Genomic DNA, 20,254 nt, shown 5'->3' on the forward strand with positions numbered 1-20,254 from the left:
GGTGCGTTGTGGCTTGTCGCGCAGTTCACCGCGCCCGTTGCGGGGCGCCGACGTGCCGACCGGCGCTCCGTGCGGGAGGCTCGATGCATGGGCACCGTCCACCGCGCAAGCGGCCCGCGCCGCAGATGGTGGCGGGTCGTCGTGCTTCTCCTCGGCGTGCTGCTGCTGGCCTGCGGAGTGGCGGTGGCCGGGACGTATGTGTGGGCGGACAACCGGGTGCGGCAGACCGACGCGTTCGCCGACTACCCGGGCCGCCCGGCACCCGGCAAGGGCACCAACTGGCTGATCGTCGGTACCGACACCCGCGCGGACCTCAGCCCTGAGCAGCGCGAGAAGCTGCACGTGGGCGGGGGCGGCCGGCGCAACACCGACACGGTGATGGTGCTGCACCACGGGGATGCGGGCCCGTACCTGGTCAGCATCCCGCGCGACTCGTACGTCCACGTCCCCGGTCACGGCCGCGGCAAGATCAACTCGGCGTACGCACGCGGCGGCCCCCAGCTGCTCACCCGTACCGTCGAACAGGCGACCGGGCTGCGCCTCGACCACTACGCGGAGGTCGACTTCCTCGGCTTCACCCGCCTCGTCGACGCACTGGACGGCGTACGGATCTGTCTGGACGAGCCGCTGCGGGACGAGAAGGCGGGGGCCGAGCTGCGCGCGGGCTGCCAGACGCTCGACGGCAGGCAGGCGCTGGCCTTCGTCCGGGCGCGCTACAGCGACCCGCAGGGGGACCTGGGCCGGGTCGAGCGGCAGCGGGAGCTGCTGAGCGCGCTCGTCCGGGAGGGCACGGGCCCGGCCACCGTCGGCAACCCCTTCCGCTTCTACCCCTTCCTCGGTTCGGCCCTGGACGCGGTCACCGTCGACCGGGGCAGCTCAGCGCTGTCACTCACACGAATGGGCTGGAAGATCAGACGGCTGACGGAGGGCGACGGGGGTACGACGACCGTCCCGGTCGCGAACCCCGGGCTCAGCGTGCCGGGTGCCGGAAGCGTGGTCACTTGGGAGCCATCCGGGTCACGTTCTCTTTTTCATCAGTTGCGGCATGATGTGCCGATTACGGCAACCACGGTGAAGTAGCGCATCCTGGGGCGGGCCGGACGCGAGCGTCGTCGACGTGAGCGTCGGGAACGCCGGATCGCCAAGAGTGACCAGAGTGACGAGTTTGCCGAGATAAGGGGCTCGATATGAGTGCGTCGTCGCCGCACGGCTTCACCGTCGTCCGGGGCCGCGGGTACCGGCCCGAACAGGTCGACGGCCGCGTGACCGAGCTGAACGCGGAACGCGAGGCCGCCTGGCACCGCACCGCGCAGCTCACCCAGCGCGCCCAGGAGCTGGCCGAGGAGGCCGAACAGCTGCGCGGCATCGCCACCGCGCTGCCACCGCAGACCTACGAGGCGCTCGGTCCACGCGCCCAGGGGCTCCTCGCCACCGCCGAATCCGAGGCCGCCGACGTACGGACAGCGGCCGAGTCCGAGGCGCAGGAACTGACAGAACGCGCCGAGGAGGAGGCGCGCTCCGTACGTGAGGCCGCGCGTGAGTCCGCGGCGCGTCGGCGCGCGGACGCCGAGGCCGCCGCGGCCAGGACACTGGACGCAGCCCAGGACCGCGCCGACGAGCTGCGCGTCGAGGCGCGGTCGCAGGCCGAGAAGATCGGCCAGGAGGCATTCGACGCGCTCCAGGAGATGTCCCGCAGGTGTGCGGCGCTGCTGACCGAACAGGAGCACGAGCAGGCGGCGCAGGCTGACGCCTTCGAACGGGAGATGGCCAAGAAGGAGACCGACTTCCAGGCGTACGCCGCCGAGCTGGACGAACGCGGCCGGCGTGCCCTCGCCGACGCCAAGCGGGCGCACGCTGAGGCCGAGGAGGCGGCGCGACACCGGCAGGAGGACGCGGAGGCGCGCGGCGCGGAGATCCTGGCGGAGGCCAAGGTGCGGGCCGAGGGTATCGAGAGGGAGACCGAGCGGGTGCTGAGGGAGCACGCCGAGCGGGCCGAGGAGCTGCGGCAGCACATGGCGCATGTCCGCTCCTCCCTCGCTGCCCTCACCGGCCGCGCACCCGAAGACCCCGCCGTCCCGGCCCAGCAGTCCGCCTCCGCCGCGGACTGAGTAAGCTCCGCCCTTTTTCGCCGGGACCGGTGGTGTCAGGGGGGCGGCGTACCCTGAAAGGGACCCGGTTCGCTTGCGAGCCGGGCTCTCGTCGTGTGCGCCCAGCGCAGCGACGCGTGCGCCCCCCGGACGGAAAGCCGAAAGCGAAGCCTTCATGAGCCTGCACGGTCTGCTCGATGCCGTCACCAAGGACCCCGCGCTGGAGGAGGCCGTCAAGGCCGCAGCGGACGGCAACCGGCACCACGTCGACATCGTCGGCCCGGCGGCGGCCCGCCCCTTCGCCGTGGCCGCGCTGGCCCGCTCGGCGGGGCGGCCGGTGCTGGCGGTGACGGCCACCGGCCGCGAGGCCGAGGACCTGGGGGCCGCACTGCGCTCGCTCCTCCCGGAGGAGGGCGTCGTCGAGTACCCGTCGTGGGAGACGCTGCCGCACGAGCGGCTCAGCCCGCGCTCCGACACGGTGGGCCGCCGCCTGGCCGTCCTGCGCAGGCTGGCGCACCCCGATCCTTCCGACCCGGCGACCGGCCCGGTCTCGGTCGTCGTCGCGCCGATCCGCTCGGTTCTCCAGCCCCAGGTCAAGGGGCTGGGCGAGCTGGTGCCCGTAGCGCTGAAGCAGGGGCAGACAGCGGATCTGGAGGAGACGGTCGACGCGCTGGCGGCTGCCGCCTACGCGCGCGTCGAGCTGGTGGAGAAGCGCGGCGACTTCGCGGTGCGCGGCGGCATCCTGGACGTCTTCCCGCCCACCGAGGAGCACCCGATCCGGGTGGAGTTCTGGGGCGACGAGGTGGAGGAGATCCGCTACTTCAAGGTCGCCGACCAGCGGTCCCTTGAGATCGCCGAGCACGGGCTGTGGGCGCCGCCGTGCCGTGAGCTGCTGCTGACGGACGAGGTGCGGCGGCGCGCGGCGGAGCTGGCCGAGGTCCACCCGGAGCTGCACGAGCTGCTCGGCAAGATCGCCGAGGGGATCGCGGTCGAGGGCATGGAGTCCCTGGCACCGGTGCTGGTGGACGAGATGGAGCTGCTGCTGGACGTGCTCCCGGCCGGCAGCATGACGGTGGTGTGCGACCCGGAGCGGGTGCGTACCCGTGCGGCCGACCTGGTGGCGACGAGCCAGGAGTTCCTGCAGGCATCCTGGGCGGCGACGGCCGGTGCCGGGGACGGCGAGGGGGCGCGGGCCCCGATCGATGTGGGCGCCGCCTCGCTGCGCGGGATCGCGGAGGTGCGGGAGCACGCCCGCGAGCTGGGCATGATGTGGTGGACGGTGAGCCAGTTCGCCGCAGACGTGGAAGGGGTGGCCGAGGAAGACGGGGACACCCTCCAGCTCGGACTGCGCGCCCCCGAGTCGTACCGGGGGGACACGGCCCGCGCGCTGGCCGACACCAAGGGCTGGCTGTCCGACGGCTGGCGGTGCGTGTACGTCACCGAGGCGCACGGTCCGGCGGCGCGCACCGTCGAGGTGCTCGGCGGGGAGGGGGTGCCGGCCAGGCCGGCGGGCCCGCAGCTGACGCTGGACCCGTCACTCGTGCATGTGGCGTGCGGCTCCCTCGACACCGGTTTCGTCGCCCCCGGCCTCAAGCTGGCGGTGCTGACGGAGACCGATCTGTCGGGCCAGAAGGCCGCCGGCAAGGACGGCACCCGGATGCCGGCGCGGCGCCGCAAGCAGATCGACCCGCTCACGCTCCAGCCGGGCGACTACATCGTGCACGAGCAGCACGGCGTGGGCCGCTACATCGAGATGGTGCAGCGCACGGTGCAGGGCGCCACCCGCGAGTATCTGCTGGTGGAGTACGCGCCCGCGAAGCGCGGCCAGCCAGGGGACCGGCTGTTCGTGCCCACCGACCAGCTGGAGCAGATCACCAAGTACGTCGGCGGCGAGCAGCCCACCCTGCACCGGCTGGGCGGTGCCGACTGGACGAAGACCAAGGCGCGGGCCAAGAAGGCGGTCAAGGAGATCGCCGCCGACCTGATCAAGCTCTACAGCGCGCGGATGGCAGCGCCGGGGCACCCGTTCGGCGCGGACACCCCCTGGCAGCGCGAACTTGAGGACGCGTTCCCGTACGCGGAGACCCCGGATCAGCTCACCACCATCGGCGAGGTCAAGGACGACATGGAGAAGTCAGTCCCGATGGACCGGCTGATCTGCGGCGACGTCGGGTACGGCAAGACGGAGATCGCCGTGCGGGCCGCGTTCAAGGCGGTGCAGGACGGCAAGCAGGTGGCGGTTCTGGTGCCGACGACGCTGCTGGTGCAGCAGCACTTCTCCACCTTCACCGAGCGGTACGGCCAGTTCCCCGTCAACGTCCGCGCGCTCTCCCGGTTCCAGACGGACACCGAGGCGCGGGCCACCCTGGACGGGCTGCGGGACGGCACCGTCGATGTCGTCATCGGCACCCACCGGCTCTTCTCCTCGGAGACGAAGTTCAAGGAGCTGGGCCTGGTCATCGTCGACGAGGAGCAGCGGTTCGGCGTCGAGCACAAGGAGCAGCTGAAGAAGCTGCGCGCCAACGTGGACGTGCTGACGATGTCGGCGACGCCGATCCCCCGGACGCTGGAGATGGCCGTCACCGGCATCCGCGAGATGTCCACCATCACCACGCCGCCGGAGGAGCGGCATCCGGTGCTCACCTTCGTCGGCCCGTTCGAGGAGAAGCAGATCGGTGCGGCGATCCGCCGTGAGCTGCTGCGCGAGGGACAGGTCTTCTACATCCACAACCGGGTCGAGTCCATCGACCGGGCCGCGGCCCGGCTGCGGCAGATCGTCCCGGAGGCCCGGATCGCCACCGCGCACGGGCAGATGAGCGAGCAGGCGCTGGAGCAGGTGGTGGTCGACTTCTGGGAGAAGAAATTCGATGTGCTCGTCTCCACGACGATCGTGGAGAACGGCATCGACATCTCCAACGCCAACACCCTCATCGTCGAGCGGGGCGACACCTTCGGGCTCTCCCAGCTGCACCAGCTGCGCGGCCGGGTGGGGCGCGGCCGCGACCGGGGCTACGCCTACTTCCTCTACCCGCCGGAGAAGCCGCTGACCGAGACGGCGCACGAGCGGCTGGCCACCATCGCCCAGCACACCGAGATGGGCGCCGGTATGTACGTGGCGATGAAGGACCTGGAGATCCGCGGCGCCGGCAATCTGCTCGGCGGCGAGCAGTCGGGTCATATCGCCGGGGTCGGCTTCGACCTGTACGTACGGATGGTCGGTGAGGCCGTCGCCGACTACCGCGCGGCGCTGGAGGCGGGCCCGGTGGAGGAGGCGCCGCTGGAGGTCAAGATCGAGCTGCCGGTCGACGCCCATGTCCCGCACGACTACGCGCCGGGCGAGCGGCTGCGGCTCCAGGCGTACCGCTCGATCGCCGCCGCCAACACGGAGGAGGACATCGCCGCCGTACGCGAGGAGCTGACCGACCGCTACGGGCCGCTGCCCGAGCCGGTGGAGAACCTGCTGCTGGTCGCCGGGCTGCGGATGCTGGCCCGCTCCGCCGGGGTCACCGACATCACCCTCCAGGGCAACAACGTCCGCTTCAGCCCCGTGGAGCTGCGCGAGTCGCAGGAGCTGCGGCTCAAGCGGCTCTACCCCGGCTCGGTCGTCAAGCAGGCCACCCACCAGGTGCTGGTCCCCCGCCCCAAGCCCACCAAGATCGGCGCCAAGCCGCTCACGGGCCGCGAACTCCTGGCGTGGGTGGGGGAGTTCTTGACGGCGGTGCCGGGGGCGTAGTCACCGGATAGTGTGAAAAGGGCTCACTAGCACCGGTGCGTGTGCCGCGGCTCGTAGGTTTGCGGCACGCGCAGCGGTAGGGAGGACTTCATGAACATGACTGTCCCGGAGCGAGGGATGACCGGCCTGCGCCGTACGGCAGAGGCGGCGGAGGAGGCCACGGGCCTGCGAGCCGAGATCATCCGAGGGGTTCTCATGATGTCTCCCACCCCGCGTGGCAAGCACGCGAAGGTGGTCAATGTGGTGGAACGGCAGCTCTTGCCCGTGTTGCCGGACGGCCTTGACGCCTTCCAGCTCGCCTCCGTCGCCCTCCCGCACGACCCCGACGACTACGCCACCCCCGACCTGCTCGTCTGCGACGCCGCCTTCGGTGACTCGGACGACTGGCTGGCCGAGCCCGGGAGCTCCGTGCTGGCCGTGGAGGTCGTCTCGCGGGGCAGCGCCACCAAGGACACGCGGGACATGGTGAGCTGGTACGCGGAAGCCGATGTGCCCGCGTACCTGGTGATCGATCCCCGGCAGGGCCACTGGACGCTGCACACCGTGCCGAAGGGCGGGGCCTACCAGGGGAGTCTGCGCGGCGAGTACGGCGAGGAGGTACCCCTGGAGCTGGAAGGTCTCCGCACCAAGCTGGCGACCGAGGGGCTGCCCCGCTACGGGCCGGAGCGCAGGCAGGGCTGACACGGGCTCCGGAGCCGGGGACGCCCCCGTGGGGTGCGCGGTCAGAGCTTGAGGCTCCACTGCGCCGGCTCGGTCTCGAAGTCGTTCACGCTGACCTCGATGTCGAGCGTTTTGGCGCCGGGTGCCACATCGAAGCCGTAGGTGGCGGTGGCCCGCTTGCCGGGCAGCAGGTGGCCGGTGAAGCCGCTGCCGACGGTGTCGCCGTCGAAGATCCCGGCCGTCGTCTCGCCGTCCCGGCCCTGCCGGGCGCCGACGGTGACCAGGGCGGTGTCGATCTTGGCGTCACCGGTGTTCTCCAGCGTCACCCGCAGCTTGTACGCCTGCTGCCCCGACTTGTGCCCGGCGGCGTAGGCGGAGGGTGTGAACTTCTCGGGCGCCGCGACCGTGACCTTGAGCCCCTTCTTGGAGTACACGGCGGACTCGCCTGCGGCGCGCGGGCCGCTGCCCTCGCTGCCGCCGCCCTTCGCCGAGCCCTCGCCGGCCCGGCCCTTGCCCTTCTTGTCCTTTCCCTTCTTGGCCGACTGGCTCGTCCCGGCCTTCTCGGTGCTGGGCTCCTCCATCGAGCAGGCGCCGAGTGCGCCGAGGGAGAGCACCGTGGCGGCGGTGACGGCGACGACGGACAACGGGCGCCTACGGGGCAGTGCGCGTACGGGCATGCTGCGACCTCCGGTCGAGTGGTGAGTGGTGTGAACAGAGCGGTCCGCCGCGCTGTGAACCGAACGGGCCGAATCGCTGGGTCAATAACAGCATTGCTTGTGAATTGAGTCAACACGCATTTGCCAACGCGTGGCCATTCACGCCGTGAACAGAGAGGGGCGGCAGGGTGATGGGTATGCTCGTGCGGACCCCTACGGCCACGACGACGAGCGAACGGGTGTGCCCGGCGAACGGAGGAACACGGTGTCGGACGGCACGGAAGTGACGGCAGCGGCCATTGCCCGGCTGGCCGGCGTCGGCAGGGCCGCGGTCAGCAACTGGCGACGCCGCTACGCCGACTTCCCCCGCCCCGTCGGCGGCACCGAGACCAGCCCCACCTTCTCCCTCGCCCAGGTGGAGAGCTGGCTCCGCGACCAGGGCAAGCTCGCCGAGGCCCCGCTGCGGGAACGCGTACGCCGCCGGCTGGAGAGCGCCCCCGAGGGATACGGCCCGGCGCTGGTGCGGGCCGGGGAACACCTGGCGGGCCTGGGCGAGCTGCCGGCCGGGGACCCGCTCGGCGAGGCCCGGCGCGAACTCGGCCTGATGGCGGCTCAGGCGGGGCCGACCGCGGCGTTCGAGCAGCTGCTCGCCGACTATTTCGACGCCAACCCCCGCCAGTACGCCCGTACTCCGCAGCCCACCGCCGCGCTCATGGCCCGGCTCGCCGGACCCGGTGAGGCGGTGCTGGACCCGGCCTGCGGCTCGGCCGAACTGCTCCTGGCCGCCTCCCCGGACCCGGAAGCTCCCGGCCCCTCGGGCGGCGCTCCTTCGGGCGGCGCTCCCTCGGGCGTCCGCGTCGCGCTGCACGGCCAAGAGAGCGACCCTCTCCTCGCCCGGCTGGCGGCGCTCCGCCTCACCCTGCGCGCTGCCGGTACGGGCCGGGCAGGGCCGCCCGCCGTGGATGTCCGTACCGAGGACGCGCTGCGCACCGAACCCGCGGCCGACGCACCGCTGGTGACGACGGTTCTGTGCCATCCGCCGTTCAACGAGCGCAACTGGGGCCACGACGAACTGGCCTACGATCCGCGCTGGACCTACGGCCTGCCCGCCCGCACCGACTCCGAACTGGCCTGGGTGCAGCACGCGCTGTCCCGGCTGCGGCCGGGCGGCACCGCCGTACTGCTGCTGCCGCCCGCCGTCGCCGCCCGCCGCACGGGCCGCCGGGTGCGCGCCGCGCTGCTGCGCAAGGGGGCGCTCCGCGCCGTCCTCGCGCTCCCGCCGGGCGCCGCGGCCCCGCACGGCCTGCCGCTCCACCTGTGGGTGCTGCGCAAGCCGGGCGGCACCTCGGGCGCCGCCTCACGGCTGTTGCTGATGGACGCGGGCGGCCGTGCCGAGGACGAGGAGCCGCCCTCCTGGGAACGGACGGCCGACGCCGTGGTGGCCGCGTGGCGGGCGCACGACGCGGGCCGGAGCGTGCCCGAGGAACCCGGGGTGTGCGCCACCCTGCCGGTGATCGACCTGCTGGACGACGAGGTGGACCTGAGCCCGGCGCGCCATCTGCTGCCGGGCGGTACCGGAACGGACGCCGCGGCGCTCGCCTCCGTCCGCGCCGATCTGGAGCGCACCCTGCGCCGCACCCTGGAGCTGAGCGGAGCCGACACGTCCGCCCCGGAGGGGGAGCAGCCGCCCGGGCCCGCAGGCGCGGCGCTGCCCGAGGCGACCGTCGGGGAACTCGCCCGCAGCGGAGCCCTGGAAGTGCACACCGCCGGCGCCGAACCGGTCACCACCGCGCCGGGTGACGTCGTGCTCCCGGTGACCGGCCGGGGCGCGGCCCATGTGGTCGCCGAGGGCGAGGGCGGGGCCCGGCTGGGCAAGCCGCTGTGTCTGCTGCGGCCCGATCCGACGGCGCTGGACCCCTGGTTCGTCGTCGGGTTCCTGCGCTCAACCGCCAACACCCGGCAGGCCAGCAGCTACGCCTCCAGCGCCTCCCGGATCGATGTGCGCCGACTGCGGCTGCCGCGGCTGCCGCTGGAGCGGCAGCGCGCCTACGGGGAACGCTTTCGCCGCCTCGCCGAGTTCGAGGCCGCCCTGCGGCGGGTGGGTGAACTGGGCGAGGAGTTCGTCCAGGGCATGTTCGACGGACTGGCAGACGGCACCGTCCCGCCGTCGTGACGGCGGTTGCCGGCCACCGGCGACCGCCCGGCGGGCGGCGGGACTTGGCAACGATTCCGCTTCCCTCCGCCGCCGCGTATCCGCGAGTCCGTACCGCTGTATACGCTCACCTCCTGCCTTGTCCGCCCTGTCCAACAGGAGGAAAGATGTACGGCCCGGCCGCGCCCCAGCCACCCCAGCCGCCGCCCGGTCCCGGTACCGCCGGCGCGGCCGGTGCCGGGGCGCGCAGCGCGACCACCCGTGCCCTGCTGGTACGGATCGCCTTCGCGTCGTTCCCTCTCTGGTCGCTGGGGCTGCTGACCTGGGTGCCCTCGCTGCGGTTCGCGGTGCTGCGGCGCCGATCGCGCGACTGGGCGGTGTTCGCGGGGGCGTGCGTGCTGACCGCGGTCTACATCGTGCTGCTCTTCGTCGTACCGGAGACGAAACCGGGGGAGGAGGGCAACGCGCAGCTCGCAGCCGGGGTCTACATCGTGCTGCTGATCGGCGGTGCCGTGGTGCACGCCGTGCTCGCCGACCGTGCCCCGCGCGCCGGTCGGCCGAAGACCGCCGCGCACACCGCGTACGCGCCGGCGCACACACCTCCGCCCGCACCGGGCCCGTACGCCCCAGGCCCGCACGCGCCTGGGCCGCACGCCTCCGGACCCCACGCGCCTGGGTCGTACGCCCCCGGGCCCCAGCCCCCGTCGCAGCCCTCGTCCCCGACCCCGCCCCCGTACGGTGGCGCCTCGCCGTACGCCCCCACCGTGACGGCGGCCCCGCAGCCTGGCCCGGCGTCCTCGACCTCACCCCGGATGCGGCAGGTCGCCTCCGAACTCGACGAGCTGGGTGAACTGCTGCGGCAGCAGCCGCAGGACGGGCGGCAGCGGCCCGACTCCCGGGGCCCGGCGTGACGCCCGGCCGGCTGATCGCGGGCCGGTACGAGCTGTCCGAACCGCTCGGCAAGGGTGGTATGGGCCAGGTGTGGGGCGCCCTCGACGCCGGGCTCGGCAGCCGTCCCGTCGCCGTGAAGCTGGCGCACTCGGAGCGGATGGCCTCTCTTGTGCGCAGCGCCGACCCCGAGGAACTGCGGCGCCGTTTCGCGCGCGAATGCCGGGTGACCGCGCAGATCGACCACCCGGGGCTGGTGACGGTCTATGACGCGGGCCAGGACGGCGAGGAGCTGTACTTGGTGATGCAGCGGCTCGACGGCAGCGACCTGGCCGACCACCTCGCCGAACACGATCCCTACCCGTGGCAGTGGGCGGTCGCGGTCGCCGCGCAGCTGTGCTCGGCGCTCGCCGCTGTGCACGCCGCAGGTGTCGTCCACCGGGACCTCAAGCCCGGCAATGTGATGGTCAGACCCGACGGCCGGGTCGTCATCCTGGATCTGGGCATCGCCTCGGTCGGCGCGCCCGACGTCACCCGTCTCACCCGTACCGGTGCGCTGGTCGGCACCCCCGTCTACATGGCGCCCGAGCAGGCGACCGGCGGCGCGGCTGTCGGCCCGGCCGCCGATCTGTACGCGCTGGGCGTGGTGCTGTACGAACTGCTCGCCCGGCGCACCCCGTTCGAGGCGCCGGAGGCGGCCGGGCTGCTCTACAAGAAGCTGCACGAGGAGCCCGACTCGCTCGAACTGCTGTGCCCCGACGTCCCCGCGCCGCTGCCCGGGCTCGTCCGCCGCCTGCTCGACCGCGACCCGGCCCGCCGTCCCGCCGACGCCCACGAGGTGTACGCGGCCCTCGCCCCGCTGCTGCCCCGAGCCGGGGAGCGCGTGCCCGGGCCGCCGCTCGACCCCACCCGGCCCTTCCTGGCCCCCGCCGCACCGTGGCCGCCCCGGCGCGGAGCGGCGCCCACGCCCGACGGGGACCTGAACGCCGTGCTGGAGGACATCCGCCGGCTGCTGGCCGCGGGCCGCTACGCCCAGGTCGCGGCGCTGCTCGGCCGGGCCCTGCCGGTGGCGGTCACCACCTACGGCGAGACCTCGTCCGTCGTGCGTACCCTGCGCAAGCAGTACGCCACCGTGCTGGTGGACACCGCCCAGTACGCCCAGGCGCTGCCCGAGCTCGGCGCACTGCTGCGCGACCTGATCCGCGAGCGCGGGCTGCACGACCCCGCCGTCGCCCAGCTCCTCCAGGACGAGGCGCTCTGCCGTCGGCAGCTGGCCCCGCCGGCGCCGCATACCGGCCCCTACTGACGCGGTGATCCTGACACCGTGACCGCGCCCGGCGCCGCCCGCGGTCAGTGCTCCTCCTCCCACTCCAGCTCCCGCTCCTCCTCCAGTTCGCGCTGGTGGGCGCGTTCGCGGCTGCGGATCTGGCGGATACGGCGGAGCACGGGGTTGCGTTCGCGCTGTTCACGGGACTGCCGGTCCAGCTCCTCCCAGAGCCGCTGGGAGCGCTTCTCCACATCCAGCTCGTCGAGGAGCCGGTCGGCCTCGGCGAGCAGCGCGCCGTGCAACTGCCACTGCCGGGGGTGCTCGCGCACCTTGTCCAGGAGCTGGAAGGCGACCGTGTCCCGGCTGGCGCGGCTGGCCTCCAGCTCCCGGACCAGCCGGTCCTCGGCCTCCTCGGCGCTGGCGCTGACCGGGGTGGTGATCAGCACGGCGAACGCCTCGACAGCAGCGGACATATGAACGTACAGCTCCCGCATGCTGTTCGCGATCTCCTCGCTGAACAGCGGCTCGTCCAAGCGCTTCTTGGCCAGGTCGGTGACCGTCCGCGCGGTGGTGCGCAGGACGACGGCGCAGATCTCCAGCGCGTCCAGGCCGGTCCGCAGTACGACGCGGGAGAGCAGCCCCTCCCGCACGCGCGGGTTGAGCCGCAGGCTGTCCTCGGCACGCCGCAGCTCGACATCGACCTCCACGATGTCGTGGTCGAGCCGCCGCGCCTGGTGCAGCCGGTCGGCGGCCTGGCTGACGGGGGTGAAGCCGCACACGTCCTCGCCGAGACCCAGCAGCAGCCGCCGCATCCGGCCGGCGAGGTCGATGACGGCGTCCCCGGCGGGCTGCACCCATACCGGAGGGACGAACAGCACCTGGAAGCCGAGCCCGACGACCGCGCCGATCAGTGTCTCCAGCACGCGGTCCCAGGCCATCTGCGCCACCTGGTTCTGGGTCACGCCGAGCACCAGCATCGCACTGATCGCCGTCTCGGGCACGAACTCGCCCGCCTTCACGAAGCGGCCGATGATCAGCGCCGCGAGGATGACCACCCCCAGGCTCCACCAGGTCAGACCGACCAGGGCGCTGAAGCCGCTGGCGACCAGCACACCGGCGACGACCGCGTTGACCCGGCGGATACCCGTCCGCAGTGTCGTGTAGAGGGTCACCTGGGTGACCAGCAGCGCGGTGAGCGGCGCTGTCAGCGGCGCGGCCTCGCTGCTGAGCTGGGTGGCGACGGCGTAGCTGATCACAGCGGCGATGGTCGACCGGGCCGTCTGGGCGACCACGGGCTCCCGGTGCCGCCGCACCAGGCTCAGCAGTGGGTCGGTGACTTCGCGCACCCTGCGTCCCTCCCCGGTTTTCCTCCCCTTGCCACAGGGAGAGCGCCGTCGGGGTGACAGGTCCGGTTCGGTCGGCGGCTCGCAGGACTCCATCGGCCCCGGGTCACCCGAGTGACCCGGAAATCACCGCGCGCCCCACGGGCGGCGGGTCGGCAGCTACCCAACTCGTCCCGAATCGTTGGTCGATTTGATGTCGAACCGGTGGTCATGGACCCGTTCGACTCCCTACCATCGATCATCGCCAGGTCGTGCGAGGACGCGCGACCCCTCGCCGCCGCCGGGAGGCCCCATGGAAAGCCGTCACCGCAGGTCCGCGCTCACCCTCTCCGCCGTCGCGGCGCTCGTCGTCGCGGCACCGCTGCTCACCGCGTGCGGCAACGACGCGCACCCGGGTGCGGCGGCGCTGGTGAAGGGCGACCGGATCAGCATGGCGCAGCTCCAGTCCCGGGTCGGTGCCGTCCGGGACGCGCAGCGCGCCACCCCGCAGGGCGAGCAGATGATCAAGCAGAGCGGCAAGCTGACCCGGGCCACCCTCGACGGCATGATCCGCCAGCGCATCGTCGAACAGGCGGCCGACGACGAGGGAGTGCGCGTCAGCCGCCGCGAGGTCCAGCGGGTCCGCACGGAGCTCGAAGGACAGGCGGGCGGCCGCAAGCAGCTCGAGGCGGTGCTGCTGCGGCAGCAGAGCGTCGCTCCCGACGAGATCGACGACCGCATCCGGATGCAGCTGCTCGTCGGGAAGATCGCCGAGGCGAAGGGCATCGACCCGACGTCGCCCGACGGGAACCAGCGGCTGACCACGGAGCTGGCCAAGGTCTCCAAGAGCATGAAGATCAATGTGAATCCGCGCTACGGCAAGTGGGACGCGAACCGCTCCACCCTCACGGGAGCGAAGACCCCGTGGCTGCGCGAGGTGACCGGTGAGGCGGCCCGCCAGGCCCCGGACCAGCGGATGTAGCCGGGGCGCCCCCGGTCCGGGGGCCCGCGGAATCGTCCGGAGCCCCGCGGGAAACCGGGTACGTCCCTCCCCCGCGGACGCAGTACGTTCGTAGGGTGAACGAGATCCCCGAGACCGGCCGTATCGTCCTGCTCACCACCACCCACCGGGTGGCGCCCGGACTGCTGTCCTGGCCCGCCTGGGAAGCACTGCGCACCGCCGACCGGGTGCTGTGCGCCGACCCGGCACACCCGCAGCTCCCTTATGTGCGGGACGCCGGGGTCAAGGCGGAGGCCGGCGTCGAGCTGGACGCGCGGGCCCTGGTGGAGGAGTGCGCGCAGGGCGGCGGCAGGTCGGTCGTCGTGCTGGCCACCGCCGAGGGCGAGCCCGCGCTCACCGACGGCCTCGCCCGGCTGGCGGGCTCAGGACGGGTGGCCATGCCCGAACTGGAGCTGCTGCCCGGCTCCTACGACCTGCCCGGCGCCCGGCTGCTGGACGCCGTCCAGATCATGGACCGCATCCGCCGCGCATGCCCGTGGAGCGCCCTGCGCACCCATGAGGACCTGCTCAAGTACGGCGTCGAGGAGATCTACGAGCTCATCGACGCCATCGAACGCGGCGACCGCGAAGAGCTGCGCGAGGAGCTCGGCGACGTACTGCTCCAGGTCGTCTTCCACGCCCGTATCGCCCAGGACGACCCCGAGGAGCCGTTCGGCATCGACGACGTGGCCGGAACCCTGGTGGAGAAGCTGGTCCACCGCCACCCGCACGTCTTCGGCGACGACGTCGCCGAGACCGCCGCCGAGGTGGAGGCGCACTGGCAGCGTCGCAAGGCCCTGGAGAAGTCCGGACGGGTATCGGTGACCGAGGGCGTCCCACTGGGCCAGCCGGCCCTCTCCCTCGCCGCGAAGCTCGCCGGCCGAGCCCGCACCGCCGGCCTCCCCGCCCCGGAGACCTCCCGCGAGGGGGTGGGCTACGCCCTGCTGGCACTGGCCGCCCAGGCCGAACGGGAGGGCATCGACCCGGAGGCGGCCCTGCGCGCCGCGGCCCGCGAATACCGCGACCTCATCAAGGACCGAGAGTCCTGACCGCGGCCACGGTGACGCGCCGCCGTCAGCCCATGGCCTCGGCGGCCGCCTCGAAGGCGATGTCGTCGGGGACTCACGAACGCGACCCCCAAGGCTTGTGTACACGAAGTTGTGTACACTGAATCCATGGCTGAGAACACCGCGACCGTCAGGGACGCACGCGCACATTTCGCGGAACACATCAATCAGGCCGAGGAAGGCACTCCGACTGTCATCACCCGCAACGGTGCCCCGGTTGCCGCAGTCGTGCCGATCGCCGACTTCGAAGCATTGGAAGAAGCGGCCGACGTGATGCTGGCCCGCGAAGCCGAAGCAGTCCTGGCCGATGGCGAACCCACCATTTCGATGGCCGAGCTGCTGGCGGACCTGTTCAGCGAGCGCAGCGAAGGCGCCGCGTGAAGTACGCGTTCCGGTTCACCACAGCGGCACAGCGGCAGCTCCGGGCCATCGACCGCCCCGAAGCCATGCGTATCCTGACCGCGTTGACCGCTCTCGGCGACGATCCGTACCGTGAGGACGCCGACATCAAGAAGCTCAACGGTCCCTCGGATCTCTACCGGCTCCGAGTCGGCAACTACAGGGTCGCGTACCAGATCAACGACGGTGAACTTGTCATCCTTGTCGTCAAGGTGGGCGACCGGCGGGACGTCTACCGCAACCTGTAGCGTCCCCTCCTCCTACCGCTCGTCGAGTGCCGTATGGAACGCGATGCCGTCGAGGATGTCGTGTTCGCTGACCACGACTTCCTCGGCGCCGAGCCGTTCCATGATCGTCAGCAGGACCAGGGCGCCGGCGTTGATGACGTCGACGCGGCCCGGGTGCATGACCGGGATGGCGGCGCGCTCGTCGTGGGTCGCGGACAGCAGGCGCTCGGTCAGTTCCCTTATCCGGTGGAGCGGTACGCGGGTGTGGTGGATGCGGGACGAGTCGTAGGCGTCCAGGTCCAGCGCGATACCCCCCAAGGTGGTGACGGTTCCCGCCAGGCCCACCAGGGTGCGGGCGCGCTCCAGCGGTACCGTGCGGGCCACCTCGTCCAGCGCCGCCGACACGTCGGCGCGGACCGCGTCCACCTGGGCCGCGGTCGGGGTCTCGGTGAGCGCGCCGTCCACGGTGAGATGGCGCTCGGTCAGCCGCACGCAGCCGATGTCCACACTGCGGGCCGCCTCGACGCTCTCGGCGCCCAGCACGAACTCGGTGGAGCCGCCGCCGATGTCCACCACCAGGTAGGGCGGTGCGAAGGTGCCGGCGGCCAGCTCCTTGGTCGCGCCGGTGAAGGAGAAGTCCGCCTCCTGGTCACCCGTGATCACCTCGGGTTCCACGCCGAGGATGTCCAGCACGCCGCTGACGAACTCGTCCCGGTTCTCCGCGTCACGGGACGCGGAGGTGGCGATGAAACGGGTCCGCTCGGGCGGCACCCCGAAGGAGGCGATGACCTCGGCGTACCGTCGGCACGCCGCGAACGTCCGCTCCAGCGCCTCGGGCGCCAGCCGCCCCGTGCGGTCCACGCCCTGCCCCAGCCGGACGATCTCCATCCGGCGGTCCAGGTCCGTCAGGGTGCCCGTTTCCCCCGCGCCGGAGGCGCTGTCGGACACAGTGAGGTCCGCCACCAGCAGGCGGATGGAGTTGGTGCCGCAGTCGATCGCGGCGACTCGGCTCGTCGTCATGCCTGTCCGTCCTCGCTCTCCTCGGGCACCGTCACGCACGGGCCCTTGCGCCACCACTCGGGCAGCATCGCCAGCGCCTCGTCACCCAGCGGGTTGACGCCGGGGCCCGCCACCAGCGAGTGCGCGACCAGTACGTGCAGGCATTTGACCCGGTCGGGCATCCCGCCCGCGCTCGGGAAGCCCACCAGCTCCTCGATGGCATCACGGCGCGCCAGATAGTCCTCGTGCGCGGCGCGGTAGGCGTCGGCCAGCTCCGTGTCCTCGGCGAGCCGCGCCGTCATCTCCTTCATCACCCCGTCCGCCTCCAGCGTTCCGATGGCGGAGGCGGCGCGCGGGCACGTCAGGTAGTACGTGGTGGGGAACGGCGTACCGTCCTCCAGCCGGGGCGCCGTCTCCACCACGTCGGGCAGCCCGCAGGGGCACCGGTGGGCGATGGCGCGCAGCCCGCGCGGCGGGCGGCCGAGCTGCTCCTTGAAGGCGGCGATGTCCGCGCCGGTGGGCGGCGTCGGCTCGGTCCGTGGCGGTGGGGTTTCCATGGGTGGGGTGCTCGTCGCTTCGCTTCGGTCGTCGGGGAAAGGGGAGGGAGGTGGAAAGGGAGAGGGAGGGAAGGGACGGGAGGGAGAAGGGGGAGGGGGAGGGCGGCGGGCTACTCGGCCCGGTCCGCGCTGTCCGCCCCGTCCCACAGTTTCTGGTACCAGGCCCGGTCGGCGGGCCCGTGGGGGCGGGGGCGGCGTACGTCAGCCGTGCCGTCCCGCACGATGTAGCCGGTCTCGCCGGGCCGTACGAAGTGCAGATGCGCCCGGGCCTGCTGCTCCACGTACGCGGGGTCCTGCCAGCGCGCCCGCTGCTCGCGGAGCCGTTCGACCGCGGCCCGCGCGTGCTCGGCCTGCTCGCGCTGGTCGGCGATCTCGGAGCGCTGCGTGACGTACTGCCGCGTCGGGTAGGCGAGCGCCACAACGAGGGAGCACAGCACCAGGGCCAGCAGCGCGGCCCGGCCGGTGAGCCGACCCTTGCGCGGGGTGCGTACCGTCCTGCCCTGCGCCCGGTAGACCCGCTCGGCTGCCTGGGCGCCGAGGGCGCGCAGTCGCGTCGCGGTGGAGAAACGGTCCCGGTCCGCTCCCATACCTCTCCCTCGTGTCCCTCGCGGGTGGACACCTGCGGTGCCGTACCCCCTCGGTCACGAGGGGGTACGGCACCGTGAGCCGGCCGACTGCTCAGCGCTTGTAGCGGGGGAACGCCGAACGGCCGGCGTAGACCGCCGCGTCGTCCAGGATCTCCTCGATGCGCAGCAGCTGGTTGTACTTGGCGACGCGCTCGGAGCGGGCCGGGGCGCCCGACTTGATCTGGCCGCAGTTGACCGCGACGGCCAGGTCGGCGATGGTCACGTCCTCGGTCTCGCCGGAGCGGTGCGACATCATGCACTTGAAGCCGTTGCGCTGCGCCAGCTCGACCGCGTCCAGCGTCTCGGTCAGCGAGCCGATCTGGTTGACCTTGACGAGCAGCGCGTTGGCGCTGCCCTCCTCGATGCCGCGGGCCAGCCGCTCGGGGTTGGTGACGAACAGGTCGTCGCCCACCAGCTGCACCTTGTCGCCCAGCTTGTCGGTGATGGTCTTCCAGCCCGCCCAGTCGTCCTCGAACAGCGGGTCCTCGATGGAGACCAGCGGGTAGTCGGTGACGAGCTGCTCGTAGTACTCGGTCATCTCGGCGGCCGAGCGCTTCTGGCCCTCGAAGGCGTAGACGCCCTCCTCGTAGAACTCGGAGGCGGCCACGTCCAGCGCCAGCGCGATGTCCTGGCCGGCGTTGTAACCGGCCTTCTGGATGGCCTCGATGATCAGGTCGAGGGCCTCGCGGTTCGAGCCGAGGTTGGGCGCGAAACCGCCCTCGTCGCCCAGGCCCGTGGCCAGACCGCGCTCCTTGAGCACGCCCTTGAGCGCGTGGTAGACCTCGGCGCCCCAGCGCAGCGCCTCGGAGAACGACTCGGCGCCGATCGGCGCGATCATGAACTCCTGGATGTCGACGTTCGAGTCCGCGTGGGAGCCGCCGTTGAGGATGTTCATCATCGGCACCGGCAGCTGGTGCGCGTTCGGGCCGCCCAGGTAGCGGAAGAGCGGCAGGTCGGACGCCTCGGAGGCGGCGTGCGCGACGGCGAGTGAGACGCCGAGGATGGCGTTGGCCCCCAGGGAGGACTTGTCGGCCGTGGCGTCCAGGTCGAACATCGCCTGGTCGATCAGGCGCTGCTCGGTGGCGTCGTAGCCGACCAGCTCGGGGCCGATCTGCTCGATGACGGCGAGGACGGCCTTCTCGACGCCCTTCCCGTTGTAGCGCGCGGCGTCACCGTCGCGCAGTTCGAGCGCCTCGAAGGCGCCGGTCGAGGCGCCGGACGGCACGGCAGCACGGCCGGTGCTGCCGTCGTCGAGGCCGACCTCGACCTCGACGGTGGGGTTGCCTCGCGAGTCGAGGATCTCGCGGGCTACGACGACGTCGATGGACGGCACGAGGTTTCTCCTTCGTCTGGGACGACTTTCTCCGCCCCGAGCCTAACCGTCCCACCCAGCGCGCCCACGCGGCTGTCCCATTTCCTCCCCGGGTGTCCCACCCCGGGGCCCGTCCCGGACCCGGCGCGAGCGCGGTTACAGCGTCAGGTGCTGGCCCGGGCGGATGAGGTCGGGGTCGTCGCCGATCGTCTCGCGGTTGCGCTCGTAGAGCTCGGCCCAACCGCCCGCGACCTCGTGCTGCGCGGCGATCCGGGTCAGCGAGTCGCCGGCCCGTACGGTGACCCGGTGCTTGCCGCCACCCTCGCGGGCCCGGTCGCGGTCGCCGCCGCGGGAGGCCCGGTCGTCCTCGGCGGGGCTGCCACGGTGCTTGCCCTTACCGGACTTCCCGGACTCCTTGGGCGCATCGGTCTCATCGGACTCATCGGGCGGGGAGTTGAGCCGGTCCGGGCTCGACGGGCCGAGGTTCGACCAGCTGGAGGAGTCCGAACCGGACTCGTCGTCCTCGGCCGGGCCGGAGTCGGAGTCGCCACCGGACGGCGGGCGCGGCGACGTACTCGACCCGTCCCCGGGAGTGTCGGACTCCTCGCCGGAGGGCTGCTCGCCCGCGCTGTCGCCCGGCTCCGCACCGGGGGACGGCTCCGTGTCCGGCGAGCCCTTGCCGGGCTTGCTGGGCTTATCGGACTTGTCAGGCTCGCCGGTTCCACCGGGCTTCCCCGAGTCGTCGGGGCGCGCGGACTGCTCCGGCTTGCCCGTCTCCTGCGACGGGGATGCGGACGGGGACTCGGACGGCGAGGGGGTCTCGGACGGCGACTGGGAGGGCTTCTGGTCCGGCGTCGCGTCCGGCCCCTGACCGAGGCCGGGCACCTTCAGGCCGCTTCCGCAGTGCGGGAACGCGTGGGGCCCCTCGGCTTCGAGGATCTTCTCGCCGATGGCTATCTGCTCGCTCCGGCTGGCCAGGTCGGGACGCTCGGCGTACATCGTCCCGCCGTAGTACTTCCAGGTGTCCAGGTCCAACTGGAGCCCGCCGTAGTAGCCGTTGGCGTCGTTCGCGCTCCAGGCGCCGCCGCTCTCGCAGTCCGCTACGCGGTCCCAGGTCCCGGCGTCGGCGGCGTGCGCGCCGGTGGCGCCGAGCAGCGGGAGGGCGATTCCGGCACCTGTGACCCCGGCGGCGACGAAGAGAGCGGGGGCCTGGCGAGGGCGGCGATGCCGACCGTTACCGGAGAGCATGGGTGACCTCTCGTGGGGGACAAGCGTGACGAACGACCGAAGTCGGTGACGACG

The 20,254-nt window shown here is 72.5% G+C and carries 18 protein-coding genes; 11 read left to right on the plus strand and 7 right to left on the minus strand.

Going from position 1 to position 20,254, the window contains the following annotated elements; translation table 11 throughout:
* Window positions 1–87: 87 nt before the first annotated feature.
* The 4 genes from JW592_RS23945 to JW592_RS23960 all read left to right on the plus strand — a co-directional run bounded on the left by JW592_RS23945 (window position 88) and on the right by JW592_RS23960 (window position 6,501).
* Window positions 88–1,080 (plus strand): LCP family protein, encoded by a 993-nt coding sequence (locus JW592_RS23945; protein ID WP_209267275.1) that lies wholly within the window; start codon window positions 88–90, stop codon window positions 1,078–1,080.
* A 107-nt stretch (window positions 1,081–1,187) separates the two neighbouring features.
* Window positions 1,188–2,108, plus strand: a complete 921-nt coding sequence (locus JW592_RS23950; RefSeq protein ID WP_209267276.1) for a coiled-coil domain-containing protein — start codon at window positions 1,188–1,190, stop codon at window positions 2,106–2,108.
* A 154-nt stretch (window positions 2,109–2,262) separates the two neighbouring features.
* The gene (mfd, locus tag JW592_RS23955) at window positions 2,263–5,820 is read left to right on the plus strand and encodes a transcription-repair coupling factor (protein ID WP_209267277.1); all 3,558 of its coding nucleotides are present in this window, start codon (window positions 2,263–2,265) and stop codon (window positions 5,818–5,820) included.
* A gap of 90 nt (window positions 5,821–5,910) precedes the next feature.
* Window positions 5,911–6,501: a Uma2 family endonuclease gene (locus JW592_RS23960; protein WP_209267278.1), complete on the plus strand. Its 591-nt coding sequence runs from the start codon at window positions 5,911–5,913 to the stop codon at window positions 6,499–6,501.
* Window positions 6,502–6,542: 41 nt separating this feature from the next.
* Here JW592_RS23960 and JW592_RS23965 read toward each other — a convergent pair whose 3' ends face one another.
* Window positions 6,543–7,157, minus strand: a complete 615-nt coding sequence (locus tag JW592_RS23965) for a DUF4352 domain-containing protein (protein WP_209267279.1) — start codon at window positions 7,155–7,157, stop codon at window positions 6,543–6,545.
* A 244-nt stretch (window positions 7,158–7,401) separates the two neighbouring features.
* On the opposite strand from JW592_RS23965, the gene JW592_RS23970 reads away from it, so the two are divergent.
* From JW592_RS23970 to JW592_RS23980, 3 genes are all read left to right on the plus strand, one after another.
* Window positions 7,402–9,309 (plus strand): N-6 DNA methylase, encoded by a 1,908-nt coding sequence (locus tag JW592_RS23970; protein WP_209267280.1) that lies wholly within the window; start codon window positions 7,402–7,404, stop codon window positions 9,307–9,309.
* Between the two features lie 146 nt (window positions 9,310–9,455).
* Window positions 9,456–10,199 (plus strand): hypothetical protein, encoded by a 744-nt coding sequence (locus tag JW592_RS23975; RefSeq protein ID WP_209267281.1) that lies wholly within the window; start codon window positions 9,456–9,458, stop codon window positions 10,197–10,199.
* On the plus strand, window positions 10,196–11,482 hold the full coding sequence (locus JW592_RS23980; RefSeq protein WP_209267282.1) for a serine/threonine-protein kinase: 1,287 nt from the start codon (window positions 10,196–10,198) through the stop codon (window positions 11,480–11,482). Before JW592_RS23975 ends, JW592_RS23980 begins: the two co-directional genes overlap by 4 nt.
* Window positions 11,483–11,526: 44 nt before the next feature.
* Here JW592_RS23980 and JW592_RS23985 read toward each other — a convergent pair whose 3' ends face one another.
* On the minus strand, window positions 11,527–12,789 hold the full coding sequence (locus JW592_RS23985; RefSeq protein ID WP_209267283.1) for an FUSC family protein: 1,263 nt from the start codon (window positions 12,787–12,789) through the stop codon (window positions 11,527–11,529).
* A 289-nt stretch (window positions 12,790–13,078) separates the two neighbouring features.
* Here JW592_RS23985 and JW592_RS23990 point away from each other — a divergent pair, with 289 nt between their 5' ends.
* The 4 genes from JW592_RS23990 (at window position 13,079) to JW592_RS24005 (ending at window position 15,479) form a co-directional block, all read left to right on the plus strand.
* Window positions 13,079–13,747, plus strand: a complete 669-nt coding sequence (locus JW592_RS23990; RefSeq protein WP_209267284.1) for a SurA N-terminal domain-containing protein — start codon at window positions 13,079–13,081, stop codon at window positions 13,745–13,747.
* 95 nt (window positions 13,748–13,842) lie between these two features.
* On the plus strand, window positions 13,843–14,814 hold the full coding sequence (locus JW592_RS23995) for a nucleoside triphosphate pyrophosphohydrolase (protein WP_209267285.1): 972 nt from the start codon (window positions 13,843–13,845) through the stop codon (window positions 14,812–14,814).
* A 126-nt stretch (window positions 14,815–14,940) separates the two neighbouring features.
* Window positions 14,941–15,213, plus strand: a complete 273-nt coding sequence (locus JW592_RS24000; protein WP_209267286.1) for a type II toxin-antitoxin system Phd/YefM family antitoxin — start codon at window positions 14,941–14,943, stop codon at window positions 15,211–15,213.
* Complete coding sequence (locus tag JW592_RS24005; RefSeq protein ID WP_209267287.1) at window positions 15,210–15,479, plus strand: type II toxin-antitoxin system RelE family toxin; 270 nt, start codon at window positions 15,210–15,212, stop codon at window positions 15,477–15,479. Before JW592_RS24000 ends, JW592_RS24005 begins: the two co-directional genes overlap by 4 nt.
* Before the next feature lie 12 nt (window positions 15,480–15,491).
* Here the strand turns inward: JW592_RS24005 and JW592_RS24010 are convergent, their stop codons facing one another.
* From JW592_RS24010 to JW592_RS24030, 5 genes are all read right to left on the minus strand, one after another.
* The gene (locus tag JW592_RS24010; RefSeq protein WP_209267288.1) at window positions 15,492–16,478 is read right to left on the minus strand and encodes a Ppx/GppA phosphatase family protein; all 987 of its coding nucleotides are present in this window, start codon (window positions 16,476–16,478) and stop codon (window positions 15,492–15,494) included.
* Window positions 16,475–17,014: a DUF501 domain-containing protein gene (locus tag JW592_RS24015; protein WP_209267289.1), complete on the minus strand. Its 540-nt coding sequence runs from the start codon at window positions 17,012–17,014 to the stop codon at window positions 16,475–16,477. The genes JW592_RS24010 and JW592_RS24015 overlap by 4 nt, the downstream gene beginning before the upstream one ends.
* Window positions 17,015–17,124: 110 nt before the next feature.
* Window positions 17,125–17,601, minus strand: a complete 477-nt coding sequence (locus tag JW592_RS24020; protein WP_209267290.1) for an FtsB family cell division protein — start codon at window positions 17,599–17,601, stop codon at window positions 17,125–17,127.
* Window positions 17,602–17,692: 91 nt separating this feature from the next.
* Window positions 17,693–18,973, minus strand: a complete 1,281-nt coding sequence (gene eno / locus JW592_RS24025; RefSeq protein WP_209267291.1) for a phosphopyruvate hydratase — start codon at window positions 18,971–18,973, stop codon at window positions 17,693–17,695.
* A 135-nt stretch (window positions 18,974–19,108) separates the two neighbouring features.
* The gene (locus tag JW592_RS24030; RefSeq protein ID WP_209267292.1) at window positions 19,109–20,200 is read right to left on the minus strand and encodes a LysM peptidoglycan-binding domain-containing protein; all 1,092 of its coding nucleotides are present in this window, start codon (window positions 20,198–20,200) and stop codon (window positions 19,109–19,111) included.
* Window positions 20,201–20,254 lie beyond the last annotated feature (54 nt).

This window comes from Streptomyces spirodelae (assembly GCF_017676385.1).
GTDB classification, from domain to species: domain Bacteria; phylum Actinomycetota; class Actinomycetes; order Streptomycetales; family Streptomycetaceae; genus Streptomyces; species Streptomyces spirodelae.

Excerpts from the sequence above, each read along its gene's own strand:
- JW592_RS24015 (WP_209267289.1), bottom strand. The coding sequence starts at position 17,014 with ATGGAAACCCCACCGCCACGGACCGAGCCGACGCCGCCCACCGGCGCG.
- mfd (WP_209267277.1), top strand. The coding sequence starts at position 2,263 with ATGAGCCTGCACGGTCTGCTCGATGCCGTCACCAAGGACCCCGCGCTG.
- JW592_RS24000 (WP_209267286.1), top strand. The coding sequence starts at position 14,941 with ATGGCTGAGAACACCGCGACCGTCAGGGACGCACGCGCACATTTCGCG.
- JW592_RS23945 (WP_209267275.1), top strand. The coding sequence starts at position 88 with ATGGGCACCGTCCACCGCGCAAGCGGCCCGCGCCGCAGATGGTGGCGG.
- JW592_RS23975 (WP_209267281.1), top strand. The coding sequence starts at position 9,456 with ATGTACGGCCCGGCCGCGCCCCAGCCACCCCAGCCGCCGCCCGGTCCC.
- JW592_RS23990 (WP_209267284.1), top strand. The coding sequence starts at position 13,079 with ATGGAAAGCCGTCACCGCAGGTCCGCGCTCACCCTCTCCGCCGTCGCG.
- JW592_RS23960 (WP_209267278.1), top strand. The coding sequence starts at position 5,911 with ATGAACATGACTGTCCCGGAGCGAGGGATGACCGGCCTGCGCCGTACG.
- JW592_RS24030 (WP_209267292.1), bottom strand. The coding sequence starts at position 20,200 with ATGCTCTCCGGTAACGGTCGGCATCGCCGCCCTCGCCAGGCCCCCGCT.
- JW592_RS24020 (WP_209267290.1), bottom strand. The coding sequence starts at position 17,601 with ATGGGAGCGGACCGGGACCGTTTCTCCACCGCGACGCGACTGCGCGCC.
- JW592_RS24010 (WP_209267288.1), bottom strand. The coding sequence starts at position 16,478 with ATGACGACGAGCCGAGTCGCCGCGATCGACTGCGGCACCAACTCCATC.
- JW592_RS23950 (WP_209267276.1), top strand. The coding sequence starts at position 1,188 with ATGAGTGCGTCGTCGCCGCACGGCTTCACCGTCGTCCGGGGCCGCGGG.
- JW592_RS23965 (WP_209267279.1), bottom strand. The coding sequence starts at position 7,157 with ATGCCCGTACGCGCACTGCCCCGTAGGCGCCCGTTGTCCGTCGTCGCC.